The sequence below is a fragment of the Burkholderia sp. BCC1998 genome (genome assembly GCF_905339875.1).
Classification (GTDB): domain Bacteria; phylum Pseudomonadota; class Gammaproteobacteria; order Burkholderiales; family Burkholderiaceae; genus Burkholderia.
Genome location: NZ_CAJPHE010000003.1, coordinates 336,460 through 357,624 on the forward strand (window position 1 = coordinate 336,460; position 21,165 = coordinate 357,624).

18 protein-coding genes and 2 tRNA genes are annotated in these 21,165 nt (G+C 66.2%); 12 read left to right on the forward strand and 8 right to left on the reverse strand.

Annotated features, from left to right (window positions below; all coding sequences use genetic code 11):
- The first annotated feature begins 3 nt into the window (after window positions 1-3).
- Window positions 4-525: a hypothetical protein gene (locus U5A56_RS07805; protein WP_124573247.1), complete on the forward strand. Its 522-nt coding sequence runs from the start codon at window positions 4-6 to the stop codon at window positions 523-525.
- Here U5A56_RS07805 and U5A56_RS07810 read toward each other — a convergent pair.
- Window positions 461-1,273 carry a hypothetical protein gene (locus U5A56_RS07810; protein WP_321921742.1) on the reverse strand — a complete coding sequence of 271 codons (813 nt, stop codon included), beginning with the start codon at window positions 1,271-1,273 and terminating at the stop codon, window positions 461-463. The two genes, U5A56_RS07805 and U5A56_RS07810, sit on opposite strands and share 65 nt — an antisense overlap.
- Before the next feature lie 585 nt (window positions 1,274-1,858).
- On the opposite strand from U5A56_RS07810, the gene U5A56_RS07815 reads away from it, so the two are divergent.
- The gene (locus U5A56_RS07815; protein WP_321921744.1) at window positions 1,859-2,152 is read left to right on the forward strand and encodes a hypothetical protein; all 294 of its coding nucleotides are present in this window, start codon (window positions 1,859-1,861) and stop codon (window positions 2,150-2,152) included.
- Window positions 2,153-2,244: 92 nt separating this feature from the next.
- On the opposite strand, the gene U5A56_RS07820 is transcribed toward U5A56_RS07815, so the two are convergent.
- From U5A56_RS07820 to U5A56_RS07835, 4 genes are all read right to left on the reverse strand, one after another.
- Window positions 2,245-2,475 (reverse strand): hypothetical protein, encoded by a 231-nt coding sequence (locus U5A56_RS07820; RefSeq protein WP_044843684.1) that lies wholly within the window; start codon window positions 2,473-2,475, stop codon window positions 2,245-2,247.
- A gap of 97 nt (window positions 2,476-2,572) precedes the next feature.
- On the reverse strand, window positions 2,573-3,682 hold the full coding sequence (locus U5A56_RS07825) for a class II histone deacetylase (protein ID WP_321921746.1): 1,110 nt from the start codon (window positions 3,680-3,682) through the stop codon (window positions 2,573-2,575).
- A 16-nt stretch (window positions 3,683-3,698) separates the two neighbouring features.
- Window positions 3,699-4,919: an MFS transporter gene (locus U5A56_RS07830; RefSeq protein ID WP_321921747.1), complete on the reverse strand. Its 1,221-nt coding sequence runs from the start codon at window positions 4,917-4,919 to the stop codon at window positions 3,699-3,701.
- A gap of 22 nt (window positions 4,920-4,941) precedes the next feature.
- A complete protein-coding gene (locus U5A56_RS07835; RefSeq protein ID WP_321921749.1) occupies window positions 4,942-5,988 on the reverse strand; it encodes a porin in 1,047 nt (348 codons plus the stop codon).
- Between the two features lie 302 nt (window positions 5,989-6,290).
- Between U5A56_RS07835 and U5A56_RS07840 the strand changes: the two genes are divergently transcribed.
- Complete coding sequence (locus U5A56_RS07840) at window positions 6,291-7,436, forward strand: helix-turn-helix transcriptional regulator (RefSeq protein WP_044843680.1); 1,146 nt, start codon at window positions 6,291-6,293, stop codon at window positions 7,434-7,436.
- A 101-nt stretch (window positions 7,437-7,537) separates the two neighbouring features.
- Window positions 7,538-8,536 (forward strand): 2-dehydropantoate 2-reductase, encoded by a 999-nt coding sequence (locus tag U5A56_RS07845; protein ID WP_321921751.1) that lies wholly within the window; start codon window positions 7,538-7,540, stop codon window positions 8,534-8,536.
- Window positions 8,537-8,767: 231 nt separating this feature from the next.
- Here U5A56_RS07845 and U5A56_RS07850 read toward each other — a convergent pair whose 3' ends face one another.
- Together U5A56_RS07850 and U5A56_RS07855 are read right to left on the reverse strand one after the other, a co-directional pair.
- Entirely contained in the window at window positions 8,768-9,217 is a 450-nt protein-coding gene (locus tag U5A56_RS07850) for a MarR family winged helix-turn-helix transcriptional regulator (protein ID WP_044843678.1), read from the reverse strand.
- A 62-nt stretch (window positions 9,218-9,279) separates the two neighbouring features.
- Window positions 9,280-10,425, reverse strand: a complete 1,146-nt coding sequence (locus tag U5A56_RS07855) for a glycerate kinase (protein ID WP_321819626.1) — start codon at window positions 10,423-10,425, stop codon at window positions 9,280-9,282.
- Between the two features lie 387 nt (window positions 10,426-10,812).
- Between U5A56_RS07855 and tig the strand changes: the two genes are divergently transcribed.
- The 7 genes from tig to U5A56_RS07890 all read left to right on the forward strand — a co-directional run bounded on the left by tig (window position 10,813) and on the right by U5A56_RS07890 (window position 19,646).
- Window positions 10,813-12,159, forward strand: coding sequence for a trigger factor (gene tig / locus U5A56_RS07860; RefSeq protein WP_044843676.1), 1,347 nt, complete (start codon window positions 10,813-10,815; stop codon window positions 12,157-12,159).
- A gap of 140 nt (window positions 12,160-12,299) precedes the next feature.
- The gene (clpP, locus tag U5A56_RS07865; RefSeq protein WP_006496351.1) at window positions 12,300-12,953 is read left to right on the forward strand and encodes an ATP-dependent Clp endopeptidase proteolytic subunit ClpP; all 654 of its coding nucleotides are present in this window, start codon (window positions 12,300-12,302) and stop codon (window positions 12,951-12,953) included.
- A gap of 164 nt (window positions 12,954-13,117) precedes the next feature.
- Window positions 13,118-14,389, forward strand: coding sequence for an ATP-dependent Clp protease ATP-binding subunit ClpX (gene clpX, locus U5A56_RS07870; RefSeq protein ID WP_006754177.1), 1,272 nt, complete (start codon window positions 13,118-13,120; stop codon window positions 14,387-14,389).
- Between the two features lie 197 nt (window positions 14,390-14,586).
- Window positions 14,587-17,010 (forward strand): endopeptidase La, encoded by a 2,424-nt coding sequence (gene lon, locus U5A56_RS07875; RefSeq protein WP_044843675.1) that lies wholly within the window; start codon window positions 14,587-14,589, stop codon window positions 17,008-17,010.
- 205 nt (window positions 17,011-17,215) lie between these two features.
- Window positions 17,216-17,291, forward strand: a tRNA-Val gene (locus tag U5A56_RS07880).
- A gap of 23 nt (window positions 17,292-17,314) precedes the next feature.
- Window positions 17,315-17,391 (forward strand) — tRNA-Asp (locus tag U5A56_RS07885).
- 320 nt (window positions 17,392-17,711) lie between these two features.
- A complete protein-coding gene (locus tag U5A56_RS07890) occupies window positions 17,712-19,646 on the forward strand; it encodes a SurA N-terminal domain-containing protein (RefSeq protein ID WP_321819627.1) in 1,935 nt (644 codons plus the stop codon).
- A 112-nt stretch (window positions 19,647-19,758) separates the two neighbouring features.
- On the opposite strand, the gene U5A56_RS07895 is transcribed toward U5A56_RS07890, so the two are convergent.
- Window positions 19,759-20,433, reverse strand: a complete 675-nt coding sequence (locus U5A56_RS07895; RefSeq protein ID WP_321800873.1) for an arylesterase — start codon at window positions 20,431-20,433, stop codon at window positions 19,759-19,761.
- Between U5A56_RS07895 and U5A56_RS07900 the strand changes: the two genes are divergently transcribed.
- Window positions 20,432-21,133, forward strand: a complete 702-nt coding sequence (locus U5A56_RS07900; protein WP_044843672.1) for an ABC transporter ATP-binding protein — start codon at window positions 20,432-20,434, stop codon at window positions 21,131-21,133. The two genes, U5A56_RS07895 and U5A56_RS07900, sit on opposite strands and share 2 nt — an antisense overlap.
- The last annotated feature ends 32 nt before the right edge of the window (window positions 21,134-21,165 follow it).

Sequence of the window (21,165 nt, forward strand, 5' to 3'; positions counted from 1 at the left end):
TCCATGCGCGCCGGCCTGATCTCCGAGGAATCGATCAAGACCGCCCTGACCGAAGCCAAGGGGGACATCTTCCTGGCTGCCTCGACGCTCGACTGCACCGCCCATGAGTTGGACGGGTACATACGTGCGTCCACCGAACTCCAAGGATTCGCCGCGGCAATCGAGAAGATCAAGGTCGATCCAGCTTATTCCCGCATGAGCAGCGAGCAGTTCGAGGCACGCATCGCAGATCTCTCGCGCGCATACAAGGTAGTCGGTCTCGAGGAGCTTCATGGCCTCGCGACGATGGATCACAAAGATAGCGCCGCGATGGCGAAGGTGAAGCTGCAAGCAGCAATTGCGCTCAGGGGCGGGGAGCAACGCGCAGTGGGAGACCGAGAAATCGACCTGGCGCTGTCCGAGTTGAACCAGCTCTACCACCAGAACGCACCACGGATCAAAGAGATCCGGCAGACGGTCGTCAAGCTTGAAGATGGTCGGGAAGCGACTCAACGAGTGATCGAACTTCGGCAAGATCAGCAATAGCGACTTTGCGCTTGCGCTCGAGGAACTCCCAGTCGGGTTCGTCGTTCCTGTAGACCTGCCACTTGGTCAACGAGATGTGTCCAAGGCGAACCATCTCCTTGATGGCGGCCTTGTGACCTTCCTCTCGGACAATTTTCTTCAGCTCCGTGCGGCCGCATCCGATCCAGCCCCATGCGGGCGACAAGCCGAGCGCGTCCGGTGCCAGCCGTGGACGCATTTCCCATTCCTCTACGGGCTTGAGGCTCTTGCGCATGTAGGTAGCGCGCTGACGCGGGATGCCAGTCTTGGACTCCAACTGATCATCGGTCATGCGCTGTCCTCGGCATGCGCTCCAAATCGTGCGCAGATCATCGACTCTCGGTGTTCGGAGGTCGATGCATTCCTCGTGCACGCGCCAGGTATGCGGGACTGGGATCACGGTGTATTCGGACGTATTCGCGTAGGAGCGTGTCAGCCTGTCCATGGTCATCGGGCATTCCACGAAGACGAGTACGTCAGCCGGGCCCGCACGGTCAGAATACGTGTAGCGATCCAGCAACACACCGCCGTTGTCTCGCCACCTCGCCAGCTGCCCATCGCTCGCACGATCCCACCATGCCCAGACGTAGACGGGGAGATCGGCGATCGATGCGCTCTTGAAGAATGCCGGCTTTATCGTGGTGTAACCGCGGTTCACGAGCACGTGAGTGAAGTCAGCGAACGCCTTGCGGATCGAGCCGGCAGTATCGGAGGTCGAATAGAGCTTCACTGCGTCGTCACTTCCGGAGGCCGCCTTGAGCTTGCGAAGCCGGGCAGGGCGCCTCCGGTGCTTCGCAAGGCCGGAGTGCTAGACCGACTTGTCCGCCGGCCGTCGCGTTGCGTGCTACTAGAGGACCGGGGTCGTCACCGCCGCCGCATGCGGCACATGCGAGCAGTACGGCAACAGCCAACGAAAAACGAAATGCCCCGACGAGGTTCTTTGCCATGACGATCTCCTTGCGCGATGATGGAAACCGCCGATTTGTTGTGCCGATGAGACACAAAATCGACAGGTTGAACGCAAGGGGGCATATGTGGGGGCATCCGAAAAAAACGAACTCGCAGAAACCCGATAGCAGAAAGGCAGAACGGTTCTAGTGTGGATCCGGCCTCACGCACCACGAAGTCGAACGGGCTCCGCCCAGGACCGTTCCAACAAAGCGCTGCCGGTCGGCTGACCGGCAGCGCTTTTTTGTTGATGACGATTTTCGCCGATACACGGCTCCTGTCCAGCGCACGGAAATTCGGGTCGCGTAGCGCGTATCATCTCTTCATTACAGTTCCTGTACGCGGCGTTCCCTGCCAAGGACCGTCCATGAAGAAGAACATCACACACACATCGATTGCCGTACTCACGCTCGCGCTGGCCGTACCGGCATCTGCCACGACGGCCGCCGACAACGTCGCGTGGAGCGCCAGACCCGTGCAGACCGGCGCAGCCTCCCCGGAGTGTTCGGCCTATTCGGGCCGGCTGATTTCGAGCGGGGTGTCGCTGTCGGGCGAAACCGTCCTGAAATCGGTCGGCACGGCGCTGCTCGGTTCCGCGCTGGGTTTCGCCAGCGGATATCAGGGCGCGGTTCCCAACCCGTGTCGACACGCCGGCTTGTGAGCGGCCGGGAGCGAACCGCCAATATTGCTACCGCATTTGATGAAAAGCGCCGCGCGTCCACCGACCGCGGCGCTTTGTCGTTCTGCGCGCGCCTAGTCCCAGAAACTCCGCACCGCGACCGCCACGATCACCGGCACCGAAAACACCAGCGGAATCGCGAAATACTGCGCTTCGCGATCGACGATCCAGCTATAGATCAACCACGCCACGCCGATCGCGAACGTGACGAGGCCGACCAGCACCGCGGCGATATTCAGGGCGAGCTTCGAAGGCTGGCGGCGCGCTTTGTCGTTGGTGTCGGGTTCGCGCGGAGACGATTTCATCTGAAGAGGGGCCCGGGCCCGGCAGGTGTAAAAGCACAGGAAACCCCATCCGCACCGATCGCGCAAGGGCCGGCCCCATCTCGTTGGTGAGCGCGCGTTACAACCCGAACGACACGGCCAGTTCGTCGAGCAGCTCGCGCTGGAACGTGACGAACCGCTCGCCCGGCTGCTGCGCAATCGCGAGGTCGAGCATCGGATCGGCGACCTCGGTGCGGATGCCGGCCAGTTCCTCGACGATCGCGAGTCCGCAGAACGGCACGTAAGCCTCCGAATAGCCGCCTTCGTGCACGATCACGAGCCGTCCGCCGCAGTGGCGCCGTGCCGCCTCCTTCACCGCCCGCGTCATGTACCGGTAACTGTCGGTATGCAACTGCATGCGCGCGAGCGGGTCGACCGCGCTGGCATCGAGACCGCTCGCGACGACGATCAGCTCCGGCCGGAACCGTTCCAGCGCCGGCAGCACGATCCGCTCGAACGCATGGCGATACGCGTCGTCGCCGCTGCCCGCGAGCAGCGGCACGTTCAGGTTCGCGCCGACGCCCGCGCCTTCGCCGCGCTCGTCGCCGCCGCTGTAGCCGGGCGGAAAGCAGCGGTCCTGGTGCAGCGAGATCGTCAGCGTGTCCGGATCGTCGTAGTAGATCGACTGCGTGCCGTTGCCGTGATGCACGTCCCAGTCGATCACCGCGACGCGCTCGATCGCATGCTTCGCGCGCGCGGCCTCGATCGCGATCGGGATGTTCGCGAGCAGGCAGAAGCCCATCGGGCGATCGCGCAGGCAGTGATGGCCGGGCGGGCGCGACAGCGAGAACGCGTTGGCCGCATGCCCGCCGACGACCGTGTCGAGCGCCGCGATCGCGAGGCCGGCGGACAGCGCGGCGATCTCGTAGCTCCCTTTGCCGAACGGCGCGAGATCGCCGAGGTCGCCGCCGTTCGCATCGCTGAGCGCGCGGAACGCGTCGAGATAGCTCGCCGGATGAATCCGCAGCAGATCGCCGGTGGTGGCCGGCGCGGCACCGCGCAGGTCGAGGTGAGCGGCAAGGCCCGACGCCTGCACGAGCGACAGGAAGCGCCGCTTCGAATCGGGCGATTCCGCGTAGCCGGCGCTCGATGGCGGCTGGACCCAGCCGCCGACCGGGAAGAACAGCGCGTGCGTGCCGCCGGTGTGCCAGAACGTGCGTTCGTCGGTGAAGAAGGCAGTGCGATTCATGGATGTGCTTGACCTGTCACGGTTGGGAGGAAATGGCAGCCGCGGCAATCCGCGCGCGGCGATCGATATGGCGCAGCGCGGCGAACGACGCGATCGCGACAGCAGTGGCGGCCGCGAACAGCGCGTGCATCGTGCCGCCGGCATCGAGCAACAGCCCGGCGAGCAGCGGGCCGGCCGCGAGGCCCGCACCGATCACGAAATTGAGCGTCGCGACGAGGCGCCCGGACGTATCGATCTGCGCGACGGTCGCGAGAATGAACGGCAGCACGAACGTCCACGCGAACTTGAACGCGAAGATCGCGGCGCCGTAGCCGCGCGCATGCGGCAGCGCGGCGAGTGCGACGAGCGACGCCGCGAGCAGCGCGTAGCCGGCGGCCAGCATCGTGCGCCGCGCAAGCCGGCCGCCCGCGCAGGATGCGAGCGCCGCGCCGGCAATCCCCATCACGCTCGCGATCGCGAGCACGTTGCCGGTCGATTGCGGATCGAGTCCGGCTTCCGCCGCCGCGCGGCTCGCGAAGGTCCACACGCTGCCGATCGCGAGATAGAACGTCAGCACCGCACCGATCGCGAGCGCGACGAAGCGCTGCGGCGTATTCGTCGCGGCGCCGCGCGCTGCCCGCGCCGACGCGCGCCGCGCACCGAGCGTCGCCGGAAAGCCGCGCGACAGCGGCGCGGCAAGCAGCGCGAGCACGGCCAGCGCGACGTACAGCGCGCGCAGCCCGAACCCGGCGAACACGTGCGGCAGCACGAACAGGCCGATCGCGCCGGCGATCAACTGGCCGACGACCCAGAGGCCGTACACGCGATCGCTGTTCTCGCTCGTGGCCGCACTGGTCATGCAGAGCACCATCAGCGAGCCGCCGCCGAGCGCGGTGACGGCACGCAGCGCGAGCAGCGTGACGAAGCCGGGCATCCACAGCGCGGTCAGGAGATTGCCCGCGCCGAACAGCGCGATCGCGCAGGCGGCAACGCGGCGCGCATCGACGCGGCCGAGCCACAGGTACGACGGCACGGTCGCGAGGCTGAACGCACCGAGTTCGACGAAGAAGTAGGTGCCGATCTGCGACGCGGACAGCCCGAGTTGCGTCGCCAACTGACCGGCAACGGCCGGCGCGACGAGCAGCAGCAGCGGCGTGATGGCCGCGAACACGACGAGGGCGACGAGCGTCGAGCGCGCGAACGGCGACGCGCGGCCGTCGGACGGCAGTGCGGCATCGGTGGAGCAAAGGGTTTTCATGGCGGGATCTCGCTGGACGGAATCAGAACAGGTGGTACATGCCGACCATCGCGCCGAACTGCGATGCGCCGGCGAGCGGCGTCGGGTCGTATTCGTAGACGGTCTGCGAACTCTGGCCGCTGTTGCGCGCATAACCGAGGTTCAGGTAGGCGACGGTGCGTTTCGACAGCGCGTAAGTGGTGCTCGCGATGAACAGCGTCGGGCGGCCGATCGCCGGCGTATGCGAATCGGTGTGGTAGACGCCCGCGTTCAGCCCGATTCCGCCCGACGTCAGGTAGCGCGCGCCGCCCCAGACGATCGTGCGCGCCGCATCGAGGTCGCCGGTCAGGCGTTCGACACCCGCGTAGACGGTGAGCGGCAGCGTCGCGAACGCATAACGCGCGGCGAGCGTGCCGAGCTCGCGGCGGCGCGCGGACGCGTCGTCAGCCGCCGACGCGTCGCCGTGCGCCTGATGCAGCACCGCGCTGACCGACAGCCCGTTGCTCGTGTACTGGCCGCCGAGTTCGAGCACGCGCCCGGCGCGCGTATTGCCCGCGACGCCAGCCGTCGCGGCGAGGGCCTCGACATCGAAGCCGGCGAACGCCGGCGACTGGTACTTGATCGAGTGGTCGATGAAGTTCGCGTTCATCGGCACGAGCACGCCCTGGCCGCTGTACGACGCGTACCACAGCGGGTCGTAGAACAGCGTCTTGTCGAACAGCACGCTGAACTGCCGGCCGAGCGTGAAGGTGCCGACGGGCCCCGCGATGCCGACGTACGCGCCGCGGAAGAACGCGTAGCCGGGGACGGTCGCGGTGCCGTCGTTGAGGTTGAGACCCTGTTCGAGCTTGAACAGCGCGCGCCAGCCGCCGCCGAGATCCTCGCTGCCCTTGAGCCCGACCTGCGACGGCAGGATGCCGTAGTTCTGCAACTGCACGGCCGCGTGCCGTCCGTCGGCATGCGTCAGGTACTGCACGCCGGCGTCGAGCGCGCCGTACAGCGTGAGGGTCGATTGCGCGTGCGCGGCGAGGCTGCACGCGGCGAGCGCAGCGGCGGCCGTCGCCGTGCGGATGAAGCGGGGTGTCATCACGTGGGGTTCTCCATACCGTCCTGCATCGTTTGTCGCTGGTGTTGTCGCGACGCAGTGTCCGCAGCGGGAAAACCGGCGAACAGTCGTGCAGATGAACGGTATGGAAAACCCGCGGTGCACGGCATGGACGCGCCGCGACGCCGCGGCGCGGCGTGCTGCGCGGCAGCAACGGGCGGCGTCCCGTTCAAATGGATGGGGCTGTCGTGTACTCCGGCGGCGGCGCCCGCCAAAAATGCCGGTCGCTATAATCGGCCGGTCTGCGTTGCGCGCATCAGCGGCCCGGTCGGGCAGGGGAGCGGAAGGTGAGGATCACGACGGATATCGGGCAGGATCTCGACGCGTTGCGCGACGTGCCGGCCGCGATCGTGCTCGACGAATCCGCCTGGCCGCCGCTGCCGCCGCGCCGCGCCGATTTCGACGGCGTGACGCGCGGCGACGCGGCGCGGCGCGAACTCGGCCTGATGCTGCTCGATCTGTACGCGCTCGCCGCGCAGTCGGGCATCGGCGAATTCGAGTGCCGCTTCTTTTCGCTGCTGCAGGGGCTCATCCCGTTCGACGCCGCGTGGACCGGCGTCGCGACGCACGTGCCGACCGGCCCCGTGATGCACAACAGTTTCCTGTACCGTCTGCCGCATGCGTTCTTCAGCGACTGGAAACGCGTGCGCGACTGCGATCCGCTCGCGCAGCGCACGCTGCTCGGCGCGCACGGTCGCGCGGTGCGACTGTCGGTCGTCGAGCCCGGGTTCGACGCGCGGTTTCGCGACTGGTGCGTGAAGTACGGGCTGGCGCAACTGATGTGCGTGTGTACGCTCGACCGCCGCTTCGGGCTGACGACGTTCATGTCGATCTACCGCCAGGGCCTGAACCGTCCGTTCAGCGACGACGACGCGAGCCGCTTCGAGGAAGTGATCCCGCATCTGGCGGCCGCGCTGACGATCAATCGCGCGGCGCAGCTCACGCGCGAGCGCGGCGACGCGGTGGCGCCGGCGGCGCGCGCGCTGTGCGACAACTTCGGCGTGCTGCATCACGCCGATCACGGCTTCGACGACGTGCTGCGCACCGAATGGCCGGCGTGGACGGGCCCGCGCGTACCGGAGCCGCTGGTCGCGCACGTGCGGCGCCAGTCGGGCCAGCCGTTCATCGGCGATGCGTTGCGCATCCGGTGCGTGCCCGTCGCGGGACTGTTCCAGATCGAGGCGCGGCCGCGCTCGCTGCTCGACCGGCTGAGTCCGCGCGAGCTGGCGGCGATCCGCTATTACGGTGCCGGCCGTTCGCACAAGGAGGTCGCGCAGCAGATGGCGATTTCGCCGACGACCGTGCGTCACTACCTGCGCTGCGCGTACCGCAAGCTCGGCATGCACGACAAGAGCCAGATCGCCGGCGTGCTCGGCGCGACGGGCGGCCCGACCGACGACGAGCCGGTGGAGGCGGGTGGCGCGGCGCGCTGAATCGTTCGTGCCGGCACAGGCATGCGGGTGCTGGCACGAATGGTTGTATCCGCAACCATTGGGCGTTATGCTCGTCAGCTCCCGGTAGACGGATTTCCATCATGAACGACACGAATTCAGGGTCGGTGCGCGCGGCGGTGGTCGGTGTCGGCGCGATCGGCGGGTTGCTCGCGGCCGCGCTGTCGCGGGCCGGCATGACGGTGAGCGCATTCGCGCGCGGTGCGACGCTCGATGCACTGGACACGCACGGCGTGCGCGTGATCGACGAGGCGGGCGTCATGTCGTCGGTCCCGGTGCGCGCGAGCGACGACGCGGCCGCGCTCGGCGTGCAGGACTACGTGGTGATCGCGCTGAAGGCGCAGGCGCTGCCGGCGCTGGCCGCGCGCATCGCGCCGCTGGTCGGGCCCGGCACGGTGATCGTCGCCGCGATGAACGGGCTGCCGTGGTGGTTCACGCACGGGCTCGCGGGCCCGCTCGACGGCGTGCCGCTCGACGCGATCGACCCGGCGGGTGCAGTCTCGGCGGCGTTGCCGCCCGCACAGGCGATCGGCTGCGTCGTGCACCTGTCGTCGAGCACCGATGCGCCGGGGGTCGTGCGCCGCGGCCGCGGCAACCGCCTGATCGTCGGCTCGCCCGATCACCGGCTCGCCGCGCCGACCGCGCGGTTCGCGGCGGCGCTCGCCGCGGGCGGCTTCGACGTCGAGTCGACGCCGGCGATCCGCACCGAGATCTGGGCGAAGCTGTGGGGCAACATGAACATGAATCCGTTGAGCGCGCTGACGGGTTCGACGGCCGAGCAGCTGCTCGACGATCCGTTCACGCGGGATCTCGCGTTGCGGATGATGGAGGAGGCGGCCGCGATCGGCGCGCAGCTCGGCCTCGATGCGGGGATGAGCGGGCCGGAGCGGATTGCCGTGACGCGCAAGCTCGGCGCGTTCAAGACATCGATGCTGCAGGATTTCGAGGCCGGGCGGCCGCTGGAAATCGGGCCGATCCTCGGTGTGTTTCCGGAGCTGGGGCGCAAGCTCGGCGTGCCGACGCCGTATTGCGACGCGGTGCTGGGGTTGCTGCGTCAGCGTGCGGCGAACAGCGGGCTGTAGCGGAGGGAGAGCGCGGCGGCGATGGCCGGCATGCAGGGAAGAATGACGAAACGGCGAGCGGTCGCCCGGTCCGCCGCCCACGCTTGCGCGACTCGGGCGGCCCGCGGGATTCATCCGAATAAATCCGGGTAAAGCGGCAGGCGCCTGAAACATGTGCGCGGCCGCAGCGATTGCAGCCCATGCCGCACCTTCGCGATACAAGCGCGGCACCGACTACGCCCGCCAAACGGTTCAGTCGTCGCGTTCGATCGCGTTCGCGACCACCTTGTCGAGCAGCCGCTCGAACGTCTGGCGCTCGCTGTCGGACAGGCACGCGAGCAAGCCTTCATTCCACTTGCGCACGATCGGCATGATCTTGCGATGCAGCGCGCGGCCGTCGGTGGTCAGCGCGATCAGCACGATCCGGCCATCCTCCTCGCTCGCGCTGCGCTCGAGCAGCCCCTGGCGCAGCAGCGCTTCCGCCGCGCGGCTCGCCTGGCTCTTGTCGAGATTGGTGTGGCGCGCGAGATCCATGATCGAAAACGGACCGAAGGCGCCGACGGCGGCGATCACGCGTGCCTCGGGCAGCGAGATGTCCAGCTTGTGCCGGTACACGTCGGCGATCCCGCGGTCGGACCGCTTCGCGAGCGCATGGAGGCGATAGGTCAGAAATTGATCGAGCCCGGCTTGTCGGCCTTTCATGTCGAATCCTGAAGAAAAAGGGCGGGCCCGATTGTTCCTGTATCGCGCGCTCGGGTCAACGGTCAGTGTGCGCCGTACTTCAGCCGTGTCAACTGTTCCGCTTCGTTCGCGAGCAGGTTCGCCGCGTCGCGGATCGCGACGTCGAGCGTGATCGGGCCGGGCGCCGGCGAGAAGCAGCCGGAAAAGTGTTCGGACAGGCGCGGCAGCGCGGCCGGGTCGACCGCGCCCGACAGCAGCGACGCGGGCACGCCTGCGACCCGCGCATGGCGGCACGCGATGAACGGCGCCTTGCCGTGCAGCGTCTGCACGTCGGAGCGGCCTTCGCCGGTGATCAGCCAGTCGGCGCCGGCCAGTGCCGCATCGAGCCCGACCTGCCGCGCGACGACTTCCGCGCCGGCTTCGAACTGCGCGCCGAGCATGTGCAGCGCGAAGCCGAGGCCGCCCGCGGCACCGGCACCGGCCAGGTCGCGGCAGCGCCGGTCGAGCGCGGTCTCGAGCAGGTCGGCGAAATGGCCGAGCGCGGCGTCGAGGGTCGCGACCTGCCCGGGCGTCACGCCCTTTTGCGGACCGAACACCGCGGTTGCGCCATGCGCGCCCGTCAGCGGGTTGTCGACGTCGGACATGCCGATGAATTCCGCGTCCTGCAGGCGCGGATCGAGCCCCGCCGCGTCGATCCGCGCGATGTCGGCGAGTCGTGCCGGGACGGGTTCGACCGGCTGGCCGGCCGCGTCGAAGCATTGCAGGCCGAGGCCCGCGAGCAACCCTGCGCCCGCGTCGTTGGTGCTGCTGCCGCCGAGCGCCACGAAGAAGCGGCGCACGCCCTCGTCGAGCAGCGTGCGGATCGCTTCGCCCATGCCGCGCGTGCTGCGCGCGTCGACCGGCACGCTCATGCCGACCGCATCGGTAATGCCGACGATCTCGGCCGTCTCGACGATCGCGGTGCGCGCGTCGATCACGCCGACCGCCGCATCGCGTGCGGCGAGCGACGCGCCGGCCACCTGCAGCGTGCGCCGCGTGCCGCCGCCCGCCAGCATCGCGTCGAGCGTGCCTTCGCCGCCGTCGGCCATCGGGCAGCAGCGCACGACCGCGTCGGGCCGGGCGCGGCGGATGCCGGTGGCGATCGCGTCCGCGACCTGCTCGGCGGAAAGCGAGCCTTTGAACGAATCGGGCGCGATGACGACGACAGGCGCGGACGGGTGTTGCGGCATGGTGTCTCCGGAAGGCGTGATTGGTGTGAAGAATGGCGGCCGCGGCCGCGGCGCACCTTCAATCGGAGCTTACAGGATGGCGGGCCCGCGGTGGATACGGCGTTTGGCATAGCGGCGATCCGCGCGCATTGCCGCGCGCGGGAGCGGGCGGCAATGCGGGTGCGCACGGTTGTCGTGCCGATCTGGCGGTATGAGGAAGATTGTTTGCTAGAATAGTCGATTCTTCCGGCCAAAGCCGTGCTCCGAGCCGCTTGCGCTAGCCATCCGGCGCGTGCAGGGATGGCGTGGCGCTCCGGCGCGGCGTGTGCGTGAGACGCACCTCACGCCGCAGGCAGGCACGGCAAGGAAAACCCGATTCGCTCGAATAATTTTAGGACGATTGAAGCCATGGCTAACGTTGTTGAGAACCTCGGCAAGCTTGAACGCCGCGTGACGATTTCCCTGCCGAAGGACACCGTGCAGAAGGAAATCGACGCCCGTATCCAGAAACTCGCGAAGAACGTTCGCATGCCGGGTTTCCGCCCGGGCAAGGTGCCGCTGAAGATGGTCGCCCAGCAATACTCGGGTCAGGTCGAGGCGGAAGTGCTGAGCGACAAGATCGGCCAGGAATTCTTCACGATCAGCCGCGCGGAAAACCTGCGCGTCGCCGGCCAGCCGAGCTTCGAGCCGAAGCAGGAACAGGCTGAAGACGCGTACGCGTTCGACGCGACGTTCGAGGTCTACCCGGAAGTGAAGATCGGCGATCTGGCGACGGCTGAAGTCGAGCGCTCGACGACGTCGATCGGCGACGCCGAAATCGACCGCACGCTGGACATCCTGCGCAAGCAGCGCGTGCACTACCACGCTCGCGGCGAAGCCGGCGAGCACGGCGACGGCGGTGAGGACACCGCAGCGAAGAACGGCGACCGCGTGACGGTCGACTTCGTCGGCAAGATCGACGACGTCGCGTTCCAGGGCGGCACGGCCGAAGACTTCCCGTTCGTGCTCGGCGAAGGCCGCATGCTGCCGGAATTCGAAACGGCGGCGCTCGGCCTGAAGGCCGGCGAACAGCGCACGTTCGAGCTGAAGTTCCCGGACGACTACCACGGCAAGGACGTGGCGGGCAAGACGGCGCAATTCACGGTCACGATGAAGAAGATCGAATGGCCGCACCTGCCGGAAATCGACGCCGAATTCGCGAAGTCGCTCGGCATCGAAGACGGCGACCTGACGAAGATGCGCGCCGAAATCAAGGAAAACCTCGAGCGCGAAGCGAAGCGTCGCACGCAAGCCATCGTCAAGAACCAGGTGATGGACGCGCTGCTGAAGATTTCCGAACTCGACGTGCCGAAGGCGCTGATCGAACAAGACCAGCAACGTCTCGTCGAAATGGCTCGCCAGGATCTGGCGCAGCGCGGCGTGCCGAACGCGAAGGACGCACCGATCCCGGCCGAGATGTTCGCCGAGCAGGCGGAGCGTCGCGTGAAGCTGGGTCTCGTGCTGGCGGAGCTCGTGAAGTCGAACGGCCTCGAAGCGAAGCCGGAACAGATCCGCGCGGAAGTCGACGAGTTCGCGAAGAGCTACGAAGACCCGAAGGAAGTGGTCCGCTGGTATTATTCGAACCAGCAGCGCCTCGCCGAGATGGAAGCGTTCGTCGTTGAAAGCAACGTCGTCGACTTCGTGCTGGGCAAGGCAAAGGTGACGGACAAGGAAGTGAGCTTCGAGGCACTCGCGAGCGCATCGGCGCAAGCGTAAGTGTTGCTCTAGCGGCGTGCCGGCTGTCGGAGCGACGGCCCGCACGCCGTTTTTACGTCAAGCGCACGGTTGCCATTAATATGGCGATTGAGCGGGCGGCTTCCCTCCGTTCAATTTTCCATTCGAACAAGGTTCATTGAATGATCACTCGCGCTGAATTGCTGGACATGCTTGCTTCGAACGCGCCGCAGGGTTTCGAGGCGCAAGCGCTGGGGCTGGTGCCGATCGTCGTCGAAACGAGCGGCCGCGGCGAGCGTTCGTACGATATCTATTCGCGTCTCCTGAAGGAGCGCCTGGTGTTCATGGTCGGCGAAGTGAACGACCAGACCGCCAACCTCGTGGTCGCGCAGTTGCTGTTCCTCGAGAGCGAGAATCCCGACAAGGACATCAGCCTCTACATCAACAGCCCGGGCGGCTCGGTGTCGGCCGGCATGGCGATCTACGACACGATGCAGTTCATCAAGCCGGACGTGTCGACGCTGTGCATGGGTCTCGCGGCCAGCATGGGCGCGTTCCTGCTCGCGTCGGGCGCGAAGGGCAAGCGCTTCGCGCTGCCGAACTCGCGCGTGATGATTCACCAGCCGCTCGGCGGCGCACGCGGCCAGGCGTCCGACATCGAGATCCAGGCACGCGAGATCCTCTACCTGAAGGAACGGCTGAACAACCTGCTCGCGCAGCATACGGGCCAGGACGTGGAGCGCATCGCGCGCGACACCGACCGTGATAACTTCATGTCGAGCGAGGACGCGAAGGCATACGGGCTGATCGATCAGGTGCTGCTGAAGCGCCCGTGAGCTTAAGTGGGGTGCCGACCCGATTTGCGCGGCGCCCCTGCAACGTCCCGAGTGCCCTGAGCATCTGCGGCAAGCGCATCCAGCCGACTCCGGTCGCGCCCTAGGCGCGGCGTTCGGAGCATTCGGCGTATCATGTCATCTACCTGTCCGGAGGCTCTACATTCATGGCGGACAAAAAAGGTTCGAACAGCGAGAAGCTGTTGTATTGCTCGTTTTGCGGGAAGAGCCAGCATGAGGTGAAGAAACTCATCGCGGGCCCGTCGGTATTCATCTGCGATGAGTGCATCGACCTCTGCAACGAGATCATTCGCGACGAGGCGGCTGCCGCCGGCGTCGAGGCCAGCCTGTCCCGGTCGGATCTGCCGAGCCCGCAGGAAATTCGCGACATCCTCGATCAGTACGTGATCGGCCAGGAGCGTGCGAAGAAGATCCTCGCGGTGGCCGTGTACAACCACTACAAGCGCCTGAAGCATCTCGACAAGAAGGACGACGTCGAGCTGTCGAAGAGCAACATCCTGCTGATCGGCCCGACGGGCTCCGGCAAGACGCTGCTCGCGCAGACGCTCGCGCGGTTGCTGAACGTGCCGTTCGTGATCGCCGATGCGACGACGCTGACCGAAGCCGGCTACGTCGGCGAGGACGTCGAGAACATCATCCAGAAGCTGTTGCAGAACTGCAACTACGAGGTCGACAAGGCCCAGCGCGGGATCGTCTACATCGACGAAATCGACAAGATCAGCCGCAAGTCGGACAACCCGTCGATCACGCGCGACGTGTCGGGCGAGGGCGTCCAGCAGGCGCTGCTGAAGCTCGTCGAGGGCACGATGGCGTCGGTGCCGCCGCAGGGCGGCCGCAAGCATCCGAACCAGGATTTCATCCAGGTCGACACGACCAACATCCTGTTCATCTGCGGCGGCGCGTTCGACGGCCTCGAGAAGGTGATCACCGATCGCACCGAAAAGACGGGCATCGGCTTCGGCGCGACGGTCAAGAGCAAGCAGGAACGGGACGCGGGCGAAGTGCTGCGCGAAACGGAACCGGAAGACCTGATCAAATTCGGTCTGATCCCCGAATTGATCGGCCGCCTGCCGGTGGTCGCGACGCTCGGCAAGCTCGATGAAGCCGCGTTGATGAAGATCCTCGTCGAGCCGAAGAACGCGCTCGTCAAGCAGTATCACAAGCTGTTCGCGATGGAGCGCGTCGAGCTGGAAATCCGGCCGGGCGCGCTGCAGGCAGTCGCCCGCAAGGCGATCCGCCGCAAGACCGGCGCGCGCGGCTTGCGTTCGATCATCGAACAGGCATTGCTCGACGTGATGTACGAGCTGCCGGCGATGAAAGGGGTCAGCAAGGTCATCATCGACGAGAACGTCATCGATGGCGACGGCAAACCCCTGCTGATCTATGAGGACACGCCGAAGGTGGCGGGTTCGAACTGACCGGCTTGCCGACGATGTTCTGCGAAAAAGGCCGTTCATGAGACCGTGGGCGGCTTTTTTTCGTTTATCTTGTGGGTAACTCTGACTCGACACGCGGTGGTTACTTTCTTACCGAATATTTCCCGCACTTGAAGGCTTGCAATTCGTTGTGGCGGCCTCAATTACCGAACAATTGATTCCACTCATGGGGAAATGAAATGTCAGGCACCCAACTTCTCCCGCCGGAACGCATCACGCTCCCGCTGCTGCCGCTGCGGGACGTCGTCGTTTTCCCGCACATGGTCATTCCGCTCTTCGTGGGCCGGCCGAAATCGATCAAGGCCCTCGAAGCAGCGATGGAAGGCGGCAAGCACATCATGCTCGTCGCCCAGAAAACCGCGGCCAAGGACGAACCGACCGAAAAGGACATGTACGAGGTCGGCTGTATCGCCAACATCCTGCAGATGCTGAAGCTGCCGGACGGCACCGTGAAGGTGCTCGTCGAAGGCCTGCAGCGCGCGAAGGCGTTGTCGATCGAAGAACAGGAGACGCAGTTCTCCTGCGAAGTGATGCCGCTCGAGCCCGATCACGCCGACAGCGCTGAAACGGAAGCGCTGCGCCGCGCGATCGTGTCGCAGTTCGACCAGTACGTGAAGCTGAACAAGAAGATCCCGCCGGAGATTCTCACGTCGCTGTCGGGCATCGACGAAGCCGGCCGTCTCGCGGACATGATCGCCGAGCGTCTGCCGCTGAAGCTCGACCAGAAGCAGCACATCCTCGAGATGTTCCCGGTCATCGAGCGCCTCGAGCACCTGCTCGCGCAGCTCGAAGCCGAGATCGACATCCTGCAGGTCGAGAAGCGCATCCGCGGGCGCGTGAAGCGCCAGATGGAAAAGAGCCAGCGCGAGTACTACCTGAACGAACAGGTCAAGGCGATCCAGAAGGAACTGGGCGAAGGCGAAGAGGGTGCGGATCTCGAGGAACTCGAGAAGCGCATCAACGCCGCGCGCATGCCGAAGGAAGCGAAGAAGAAGGCCGACGCCGAGCTCAAGAAGCTGAAGCTGATGTCGCCGATGTCGGCGGAAGCGACCGTCGTGCGCAACTACATCGACACGCTGATCGGCCTGCCGTGGCGCAAGAAGAGCAAGGTCAACAACGATCTGTCGAACGCCGAGCAGGTGCTCGACGAGGATCACTTCGGCCTCGAGAAGGTGAAGGAACGCATTCTCGAGTACCTCGCGGTGCAACAGCGCGTGGACAAGGTCAAGGCGCCGATCCTGTGCCTCGTCGGGCCTCCGGGCGTCGGCAAGACCTCGCTCGGCCAGTCGATCGCTCGCGCGACGAACCGCAAGTTCGTCCGGATGGCGCTCGGCGGCGTGCGTGACGAAGCCGAGATCCGCGGTCACCGCCGCACGTACATCGGCTCGATGCCGGGCAAGATCCTGCAGAGCCTCGCGAAGGTCGGCGTGCGCAATCCGCTCTTCCTGCTCGACGAAGTCGACAAGATGGGCATGGATTTCCGCGGCGATCCGTCGTCGGCGCTGCTCGAAGTGCTCGATCCGGAACAGAACCACACGTTCGCCGACCACTACATCGAGGTCGACTTCGACCTGTCGGACGTGATGTTCGTCGCGACGTCGAACTCGCTGAACATCCCGCCGCCGCTGCTCGACCGGATGGAAGTGATTCGTCTGTCGGGCTACACGGAAGACGAGAAGGTCAGCATCGCGCAGCGTTACCTGCTGCCGAAGCAGAAGAAGAACAACGGTCTGAAGGACGGCGAGATCGAGGTCACCGAGCAGGCGATCCGCGACATCATCCGCTACTACACGCGCGAAGCCGGTGTGCGTTCGCTCGAGCGGGAAGTGTCGAAGATCTGCCGCAAGGTCGTGAAGATGCTGCTGCTGAAGAAGGCATCGGGCGCGATCAAGGTCGACGGCGAGAACCTCGATACGTTCCTCGGCGTGCGCAAGTACGACTTCGGCCTCGCGGCGAAGGAAAACCAGGTCGGTCAGGTGACGGGCCTCGCGTGGACGGAAGTCGGCGGCGACCTGCTGACGATCGAAGCCGCGGTGATGCCGGGCAAGGGCAACGTGATTCGCACGGGCTCGCTCGGCGACGTGATGAAGGAGTCGGTCGAGGCCGCACGTTCGGTCGTGCGCTCGCGTTCGCGGCGTCTGGGCATCAAGGACGAAGCGTTCGAGAAGCAGGACATCCACATCCACGTGCCGGAAGGCGCGACGCCGAAGGACGGTCCGTCCGCCGGCGGTGCGATGACGACCGCGCTGGTGTCGGTGCTGACGGGCATTCCCGTGCGTGCCGATGTCGCGATGACGGGCGAGATCACGCTGCGTGGCGAAGTGCTGCCGATCGGCGGGCTGAAGGAAAAGCTGCTGGCTGCGCATCGCGGCGGCATCAAGCTCGTGCTGATCCCGGAAGAGAACGTGAAGGATCTCGCGGACATTCCGGACAACGTGAAGAACGCGATCGAGATCGTGCCGGTCCGCTGGATCGACAAGGTGCTCGAGCTCGCGCTCGAACGTACGCCGACCCCGCTGCCGCCGGAAGAAGAGGCGAAGGCTGCGGCACCGGTCGGCGAGGCGGCGAAGGATGCCGGCTCGACGGAAGTCGTGAAGCACTGAGAACCTGAACGCCGTCGCTGACGGTGGTTCGCGAAACCCGCGGCGAGTCCGCGGGTTTTTTTATGCGCGTCGGGATCGTGTGTAGCGCCGCGCGTTAAAATTTTTTGCGCATGGGCTTGGCAAAATGATCGGGGATGAATTAAAATTGCGGGCTCGCTGGTTGTTGATGCCGAAACGCAGATCGCAGCCAGAACGAATCGGAAACGGGTGCTTAGCTCAGCTGGTAGAGCGGCGCCCTTACAAGGCGTAGGTCGGGGGTTCGAACCCCTCAGCACCCACCAGTTTCACGATTCAGCCAGACCAAGGAGCGGTAGTTCAGTCGGTTAGAATACCGGCCTGTCACGCCGGGGGTCGCGGGTTCGAGTCCCGTCCGCTCCGCCAGAAAATGAGAAAGCCCGCCTCGTGCGGGCTTTTTCATTTGCGTCGTTGATCGCGCCCGCTCGCGGGCGCGTGACTGCGGAGTGGAGGAAGCCGCCTGCGCGGCTTCTGGCGGGACGCGAAGGGCTGCGCGTGCACGCGCAGCCGGGGCCTGCAGGATGTAGGCGAGTCCCGTCCGCTCCGCCAGAAAATGAAGAAGCCCGCCTCGTGCGGGCTTTTTCATTTACATCGTCGCTCACGCCCGCGCGTTGCGCACCTGCTTTTCTCCCGTGCCACCCCGTATGTTGTAATATCGGACGTTTTGTCCAATTTTCCCGTCACGCATGCTCGATTTCTTCCGTAATCACCAGCGCCTGATGATGGCGCTCCTGCTCCTGATCGTGTTGCCGGGGCTGGGTTTCGTCGGGATCCAAGGTTTCCGCGGCTTCTTCGACGACAGCGCGAACGTCGCGGCGATCAACGGGCACAAGATCACGCGGGTCGAATTCGACGGCGCGTTCCGTCAGCAGGTCGACCAGGCGCGCCAGGCGCTCGGCGGGCAGTTCGACATCAAGGCGTTCGACACGCCCGAACATCGCAAGCAAGTACTCGACGGCCTGATCCAGCAACGCGTGCTGGCCGACGAGACGCAACGCCTGCACCTGACCGCATCCGACAACGCCGTGCGCGATGCGCTGATGAGCGACCCGATGATCGCGTCGCTGAAGAAGCCCGACGGTTCGATCGACGTCGAACGCTATGCGCAACTGCTGTCGTTCCAGGGGATGACACCCGAGCAGTATCAGGAGCGCGTGCGCTACAGCCTCGCGCTGCAGCAGATTCCGGCGAGCATCATCGCGAGCGCGTTCACGCCGAAGGGCCCGGCGCAACGCCTGTCGGAGCTGGCCGCGCAGCAGCGCGAAGTGCAGGCGCTGGTGCTGAAGACGAGCGACTACGCGGCGAAGGTGCAGCCGACCGACGCACAGCTCGCCGCGTACTACGACGCGCACAAGCAAAGCTTCGCGACGCCGGAAACCGCGACGATCCAGTATCTCGTCTATTCGCCGGCCGCCGCTGCCGCGAGCGCGCAGCCGACCGAGGCGGACATCAAGAAGTTCTATGACGACAACCCGACGCACTTCCGCTCGGAAGCGCAGGTGCGCGTGAGCCACATCTTCATCGCCGCGGCGAGCAGCGCGAGCGCGGCCGACAAGGCAGCCGCGAAGGCGAAGGCCGAGCAGTTGCTGGCGGACGTGAAGGCGCATCCGGACCAGTTCGCGCAGATCGCGCAGAAGAGCTCGCAGGATGCACCGTCGGCCGCGAAGGGCGGCGATCTCGGCTTCATCACGCGCGGCTCGACGGCGGGCGGCAAGGCGTTCGACGATGCGGCGTTCGCGCTGAAGCAGGGCGACGTGAGCGGTGTCGTGCAATCGGATCTCGGCTTCCACATCCTGAAGGCGACGGAAGTGAAGCCGTCGGTGGTCAAGCCGTTCGCGGACGTGAAGGACCAGATCGCAATCGACCTGAAGCAGCAGTACGCAGCGAAGGCATTCACGGACAACGCGGAAGGCTTCACGTCGACCGTGTATGAAAAGGCGAAGACGCTGCAGCCGGCCGCCGACAAGTACAAGCTGACGATCCAGACGGCCACCGTCACGCCGACGCCGAATCCGCAGCTGCCGCCGACGAGCCCGCTGAACAATCCGAAGTTCCTCGCTGCCGTGTTCGCGAACGATTCGGTGAAGAGCCAGAACAACACGCAGGCGATCGACGTGGGCAACAACACGCTGATCTCGGCGCGCGTGACCGACTACAAGCCGGCTGCCGTGCCCGCGCTCGACGCGATCAAGGACGTCGTGCGTCAGAAGGTCGTTGCCGAGCAGGCTGCGGAACTCGCGAAGAAGGACGGTGCGGCGAAGCTGGCCGAGCTGCAGAAGTCGAAGTCGGCCGACGGCTTCGCGGCCGCACAGAAGGTGTCGCGCACGCAGTCGCAGGGCCTGACGCCGGCCGCGCTGAGCGCCGTCTACAAGGTCGATGCGAAGACGCTGCCGGCGTATGTCGGTGTCGACCTCGGTGCGGACGGCTATGCGATCTATCGCGTGAACACGGTGATCGCGGGTACGGCCGTCGATCCGCAGCAGCTCGCGGCCGCGCAGCAGCAGATGGCGCAGGTCGAAGCGCAAAGCGAAGGTGAAGCATATCTCGCCGCGCTGCGCGACCGCTCGAAGGTGAAGGTGTACGGCACCACGCAGAGCCAGTCGCAGGACGGCGGCAACTAAGCCACGACCCGGCGCCAACCAAGCGAAGCGCCGTTCACGGTTTCGCATGCAGCAACAGAAAGCCCCGCTTCGAGCGGGGCTTTTTGCTTTCCGGTGGTGGCGAGTCGCGAGGTCAGCCGCGCGGCTTGCCGAGCAGCGGTTTCAACGCCGGCCAGACGTTGTCGAGCAGGATGCCCTGCGCCTGCTGCGCAGGATGCATCTGATCCGGCTGGAACATCTCGGGCTTGTTCTCGATGCCGGCCAGCAGGAACGGCACGAGCGGTACGCCGAGTTCCTTCGACAGGCGCGTATAGACCGCATGGAACTTCTGCGTGTAGTCGGGCCCGTAGTTGGGCGGCACGTACATGCCGACCAGCACGACCTTCGCGCGCGCCTGCCGCGCATCGGCGATGATGTCGCGCAGGTTCTGCTCGGTCGTCGCGAGCGGCACGCCGCGCAGCGCATCGTTCGAGCCGAGCTCGACGACCACGATCGACGGTTTGAGCCGTTGCAGCACCGCGGGCAGTCGTGCGCGGCCGCCGCTCGTGGTGTCGCCGCTGACGCTTGCATTCGCGACGCTATAATCGATTCGCTCGGTCGCAAGCCGCTGCCGCAGCAGCGCAACCCAGCCGGTGTCGCGCGGCAGACCGTATTCGGCCGACAGGCTGTCGCCGAGCACGACGAGCGCGGGCTGGCCCGAGGTCGGGGCCGCCGCCGTCGCGGCGCGTGCGGGCATGGTTGTTGCGGCCAGGGTCCCCAGCAGTGCGGCGAGTGCCGCGCGCCTTTTCCAGCGGAATGTCGTGTCCATGTTCAAGATTACCGATCCGATCATCGAAGTCCATGACGTGTGCAAGCGGGTTGCCGATGCAACGGGCGAGCTGACGATCCTCGACGGCATCACGCTCGCCGTGCGGCCCGGCAGCAGCCTCGCGATCGTCGGCGCATCGGGGTCGGGCAAATCGACGCTGCTCGGCCTGCTTGCCGGGTTGGACAGCGCGACGAGCGGCACGGTTCGCCTGCTTGGCCGCGCGCTCGACCAGCTCGACGAGGACGAGCGTGCCGCGCTGCGCAACGGCGCGGTCGGGTTCGTGTTCCAGTCGTTCCAGTTGATGCCGCACCTGACGGCGCTCGAGAACGTGATGCTGCCGCTCGAACTGCAGGGCGGCATCAGTGCGCGCGACGCGGCCGATCGTGCCCGCGCGCTGCTCGTGCAGGTCGGTCTCGGCGAGCGTACCGCGCATTATCCGAAACTGCTGTCGGGCGGCGAGCAGCAGCGCGTCGCGCTCGCGCGCGCGTTCGTCACGCATCCGGCGATCCTGTTCGCCGACGAACCGACCGGCAGCCTCGATGCGGCCACGGGCCACGCGGTCATCGACCTGATGTTCGAGCTGAATCGCACGCACGGCGCGACGCTCGTGCTCGTCACGCACGATCCCGAGCTCGCGCGGCGCTGCGCGACGATGGTTACCATCGACGCCGGACGCATCGTCGCGCCGCACGCGGCATAGCACGGGACTGAATTCTAGCCGGCCGCACAGAG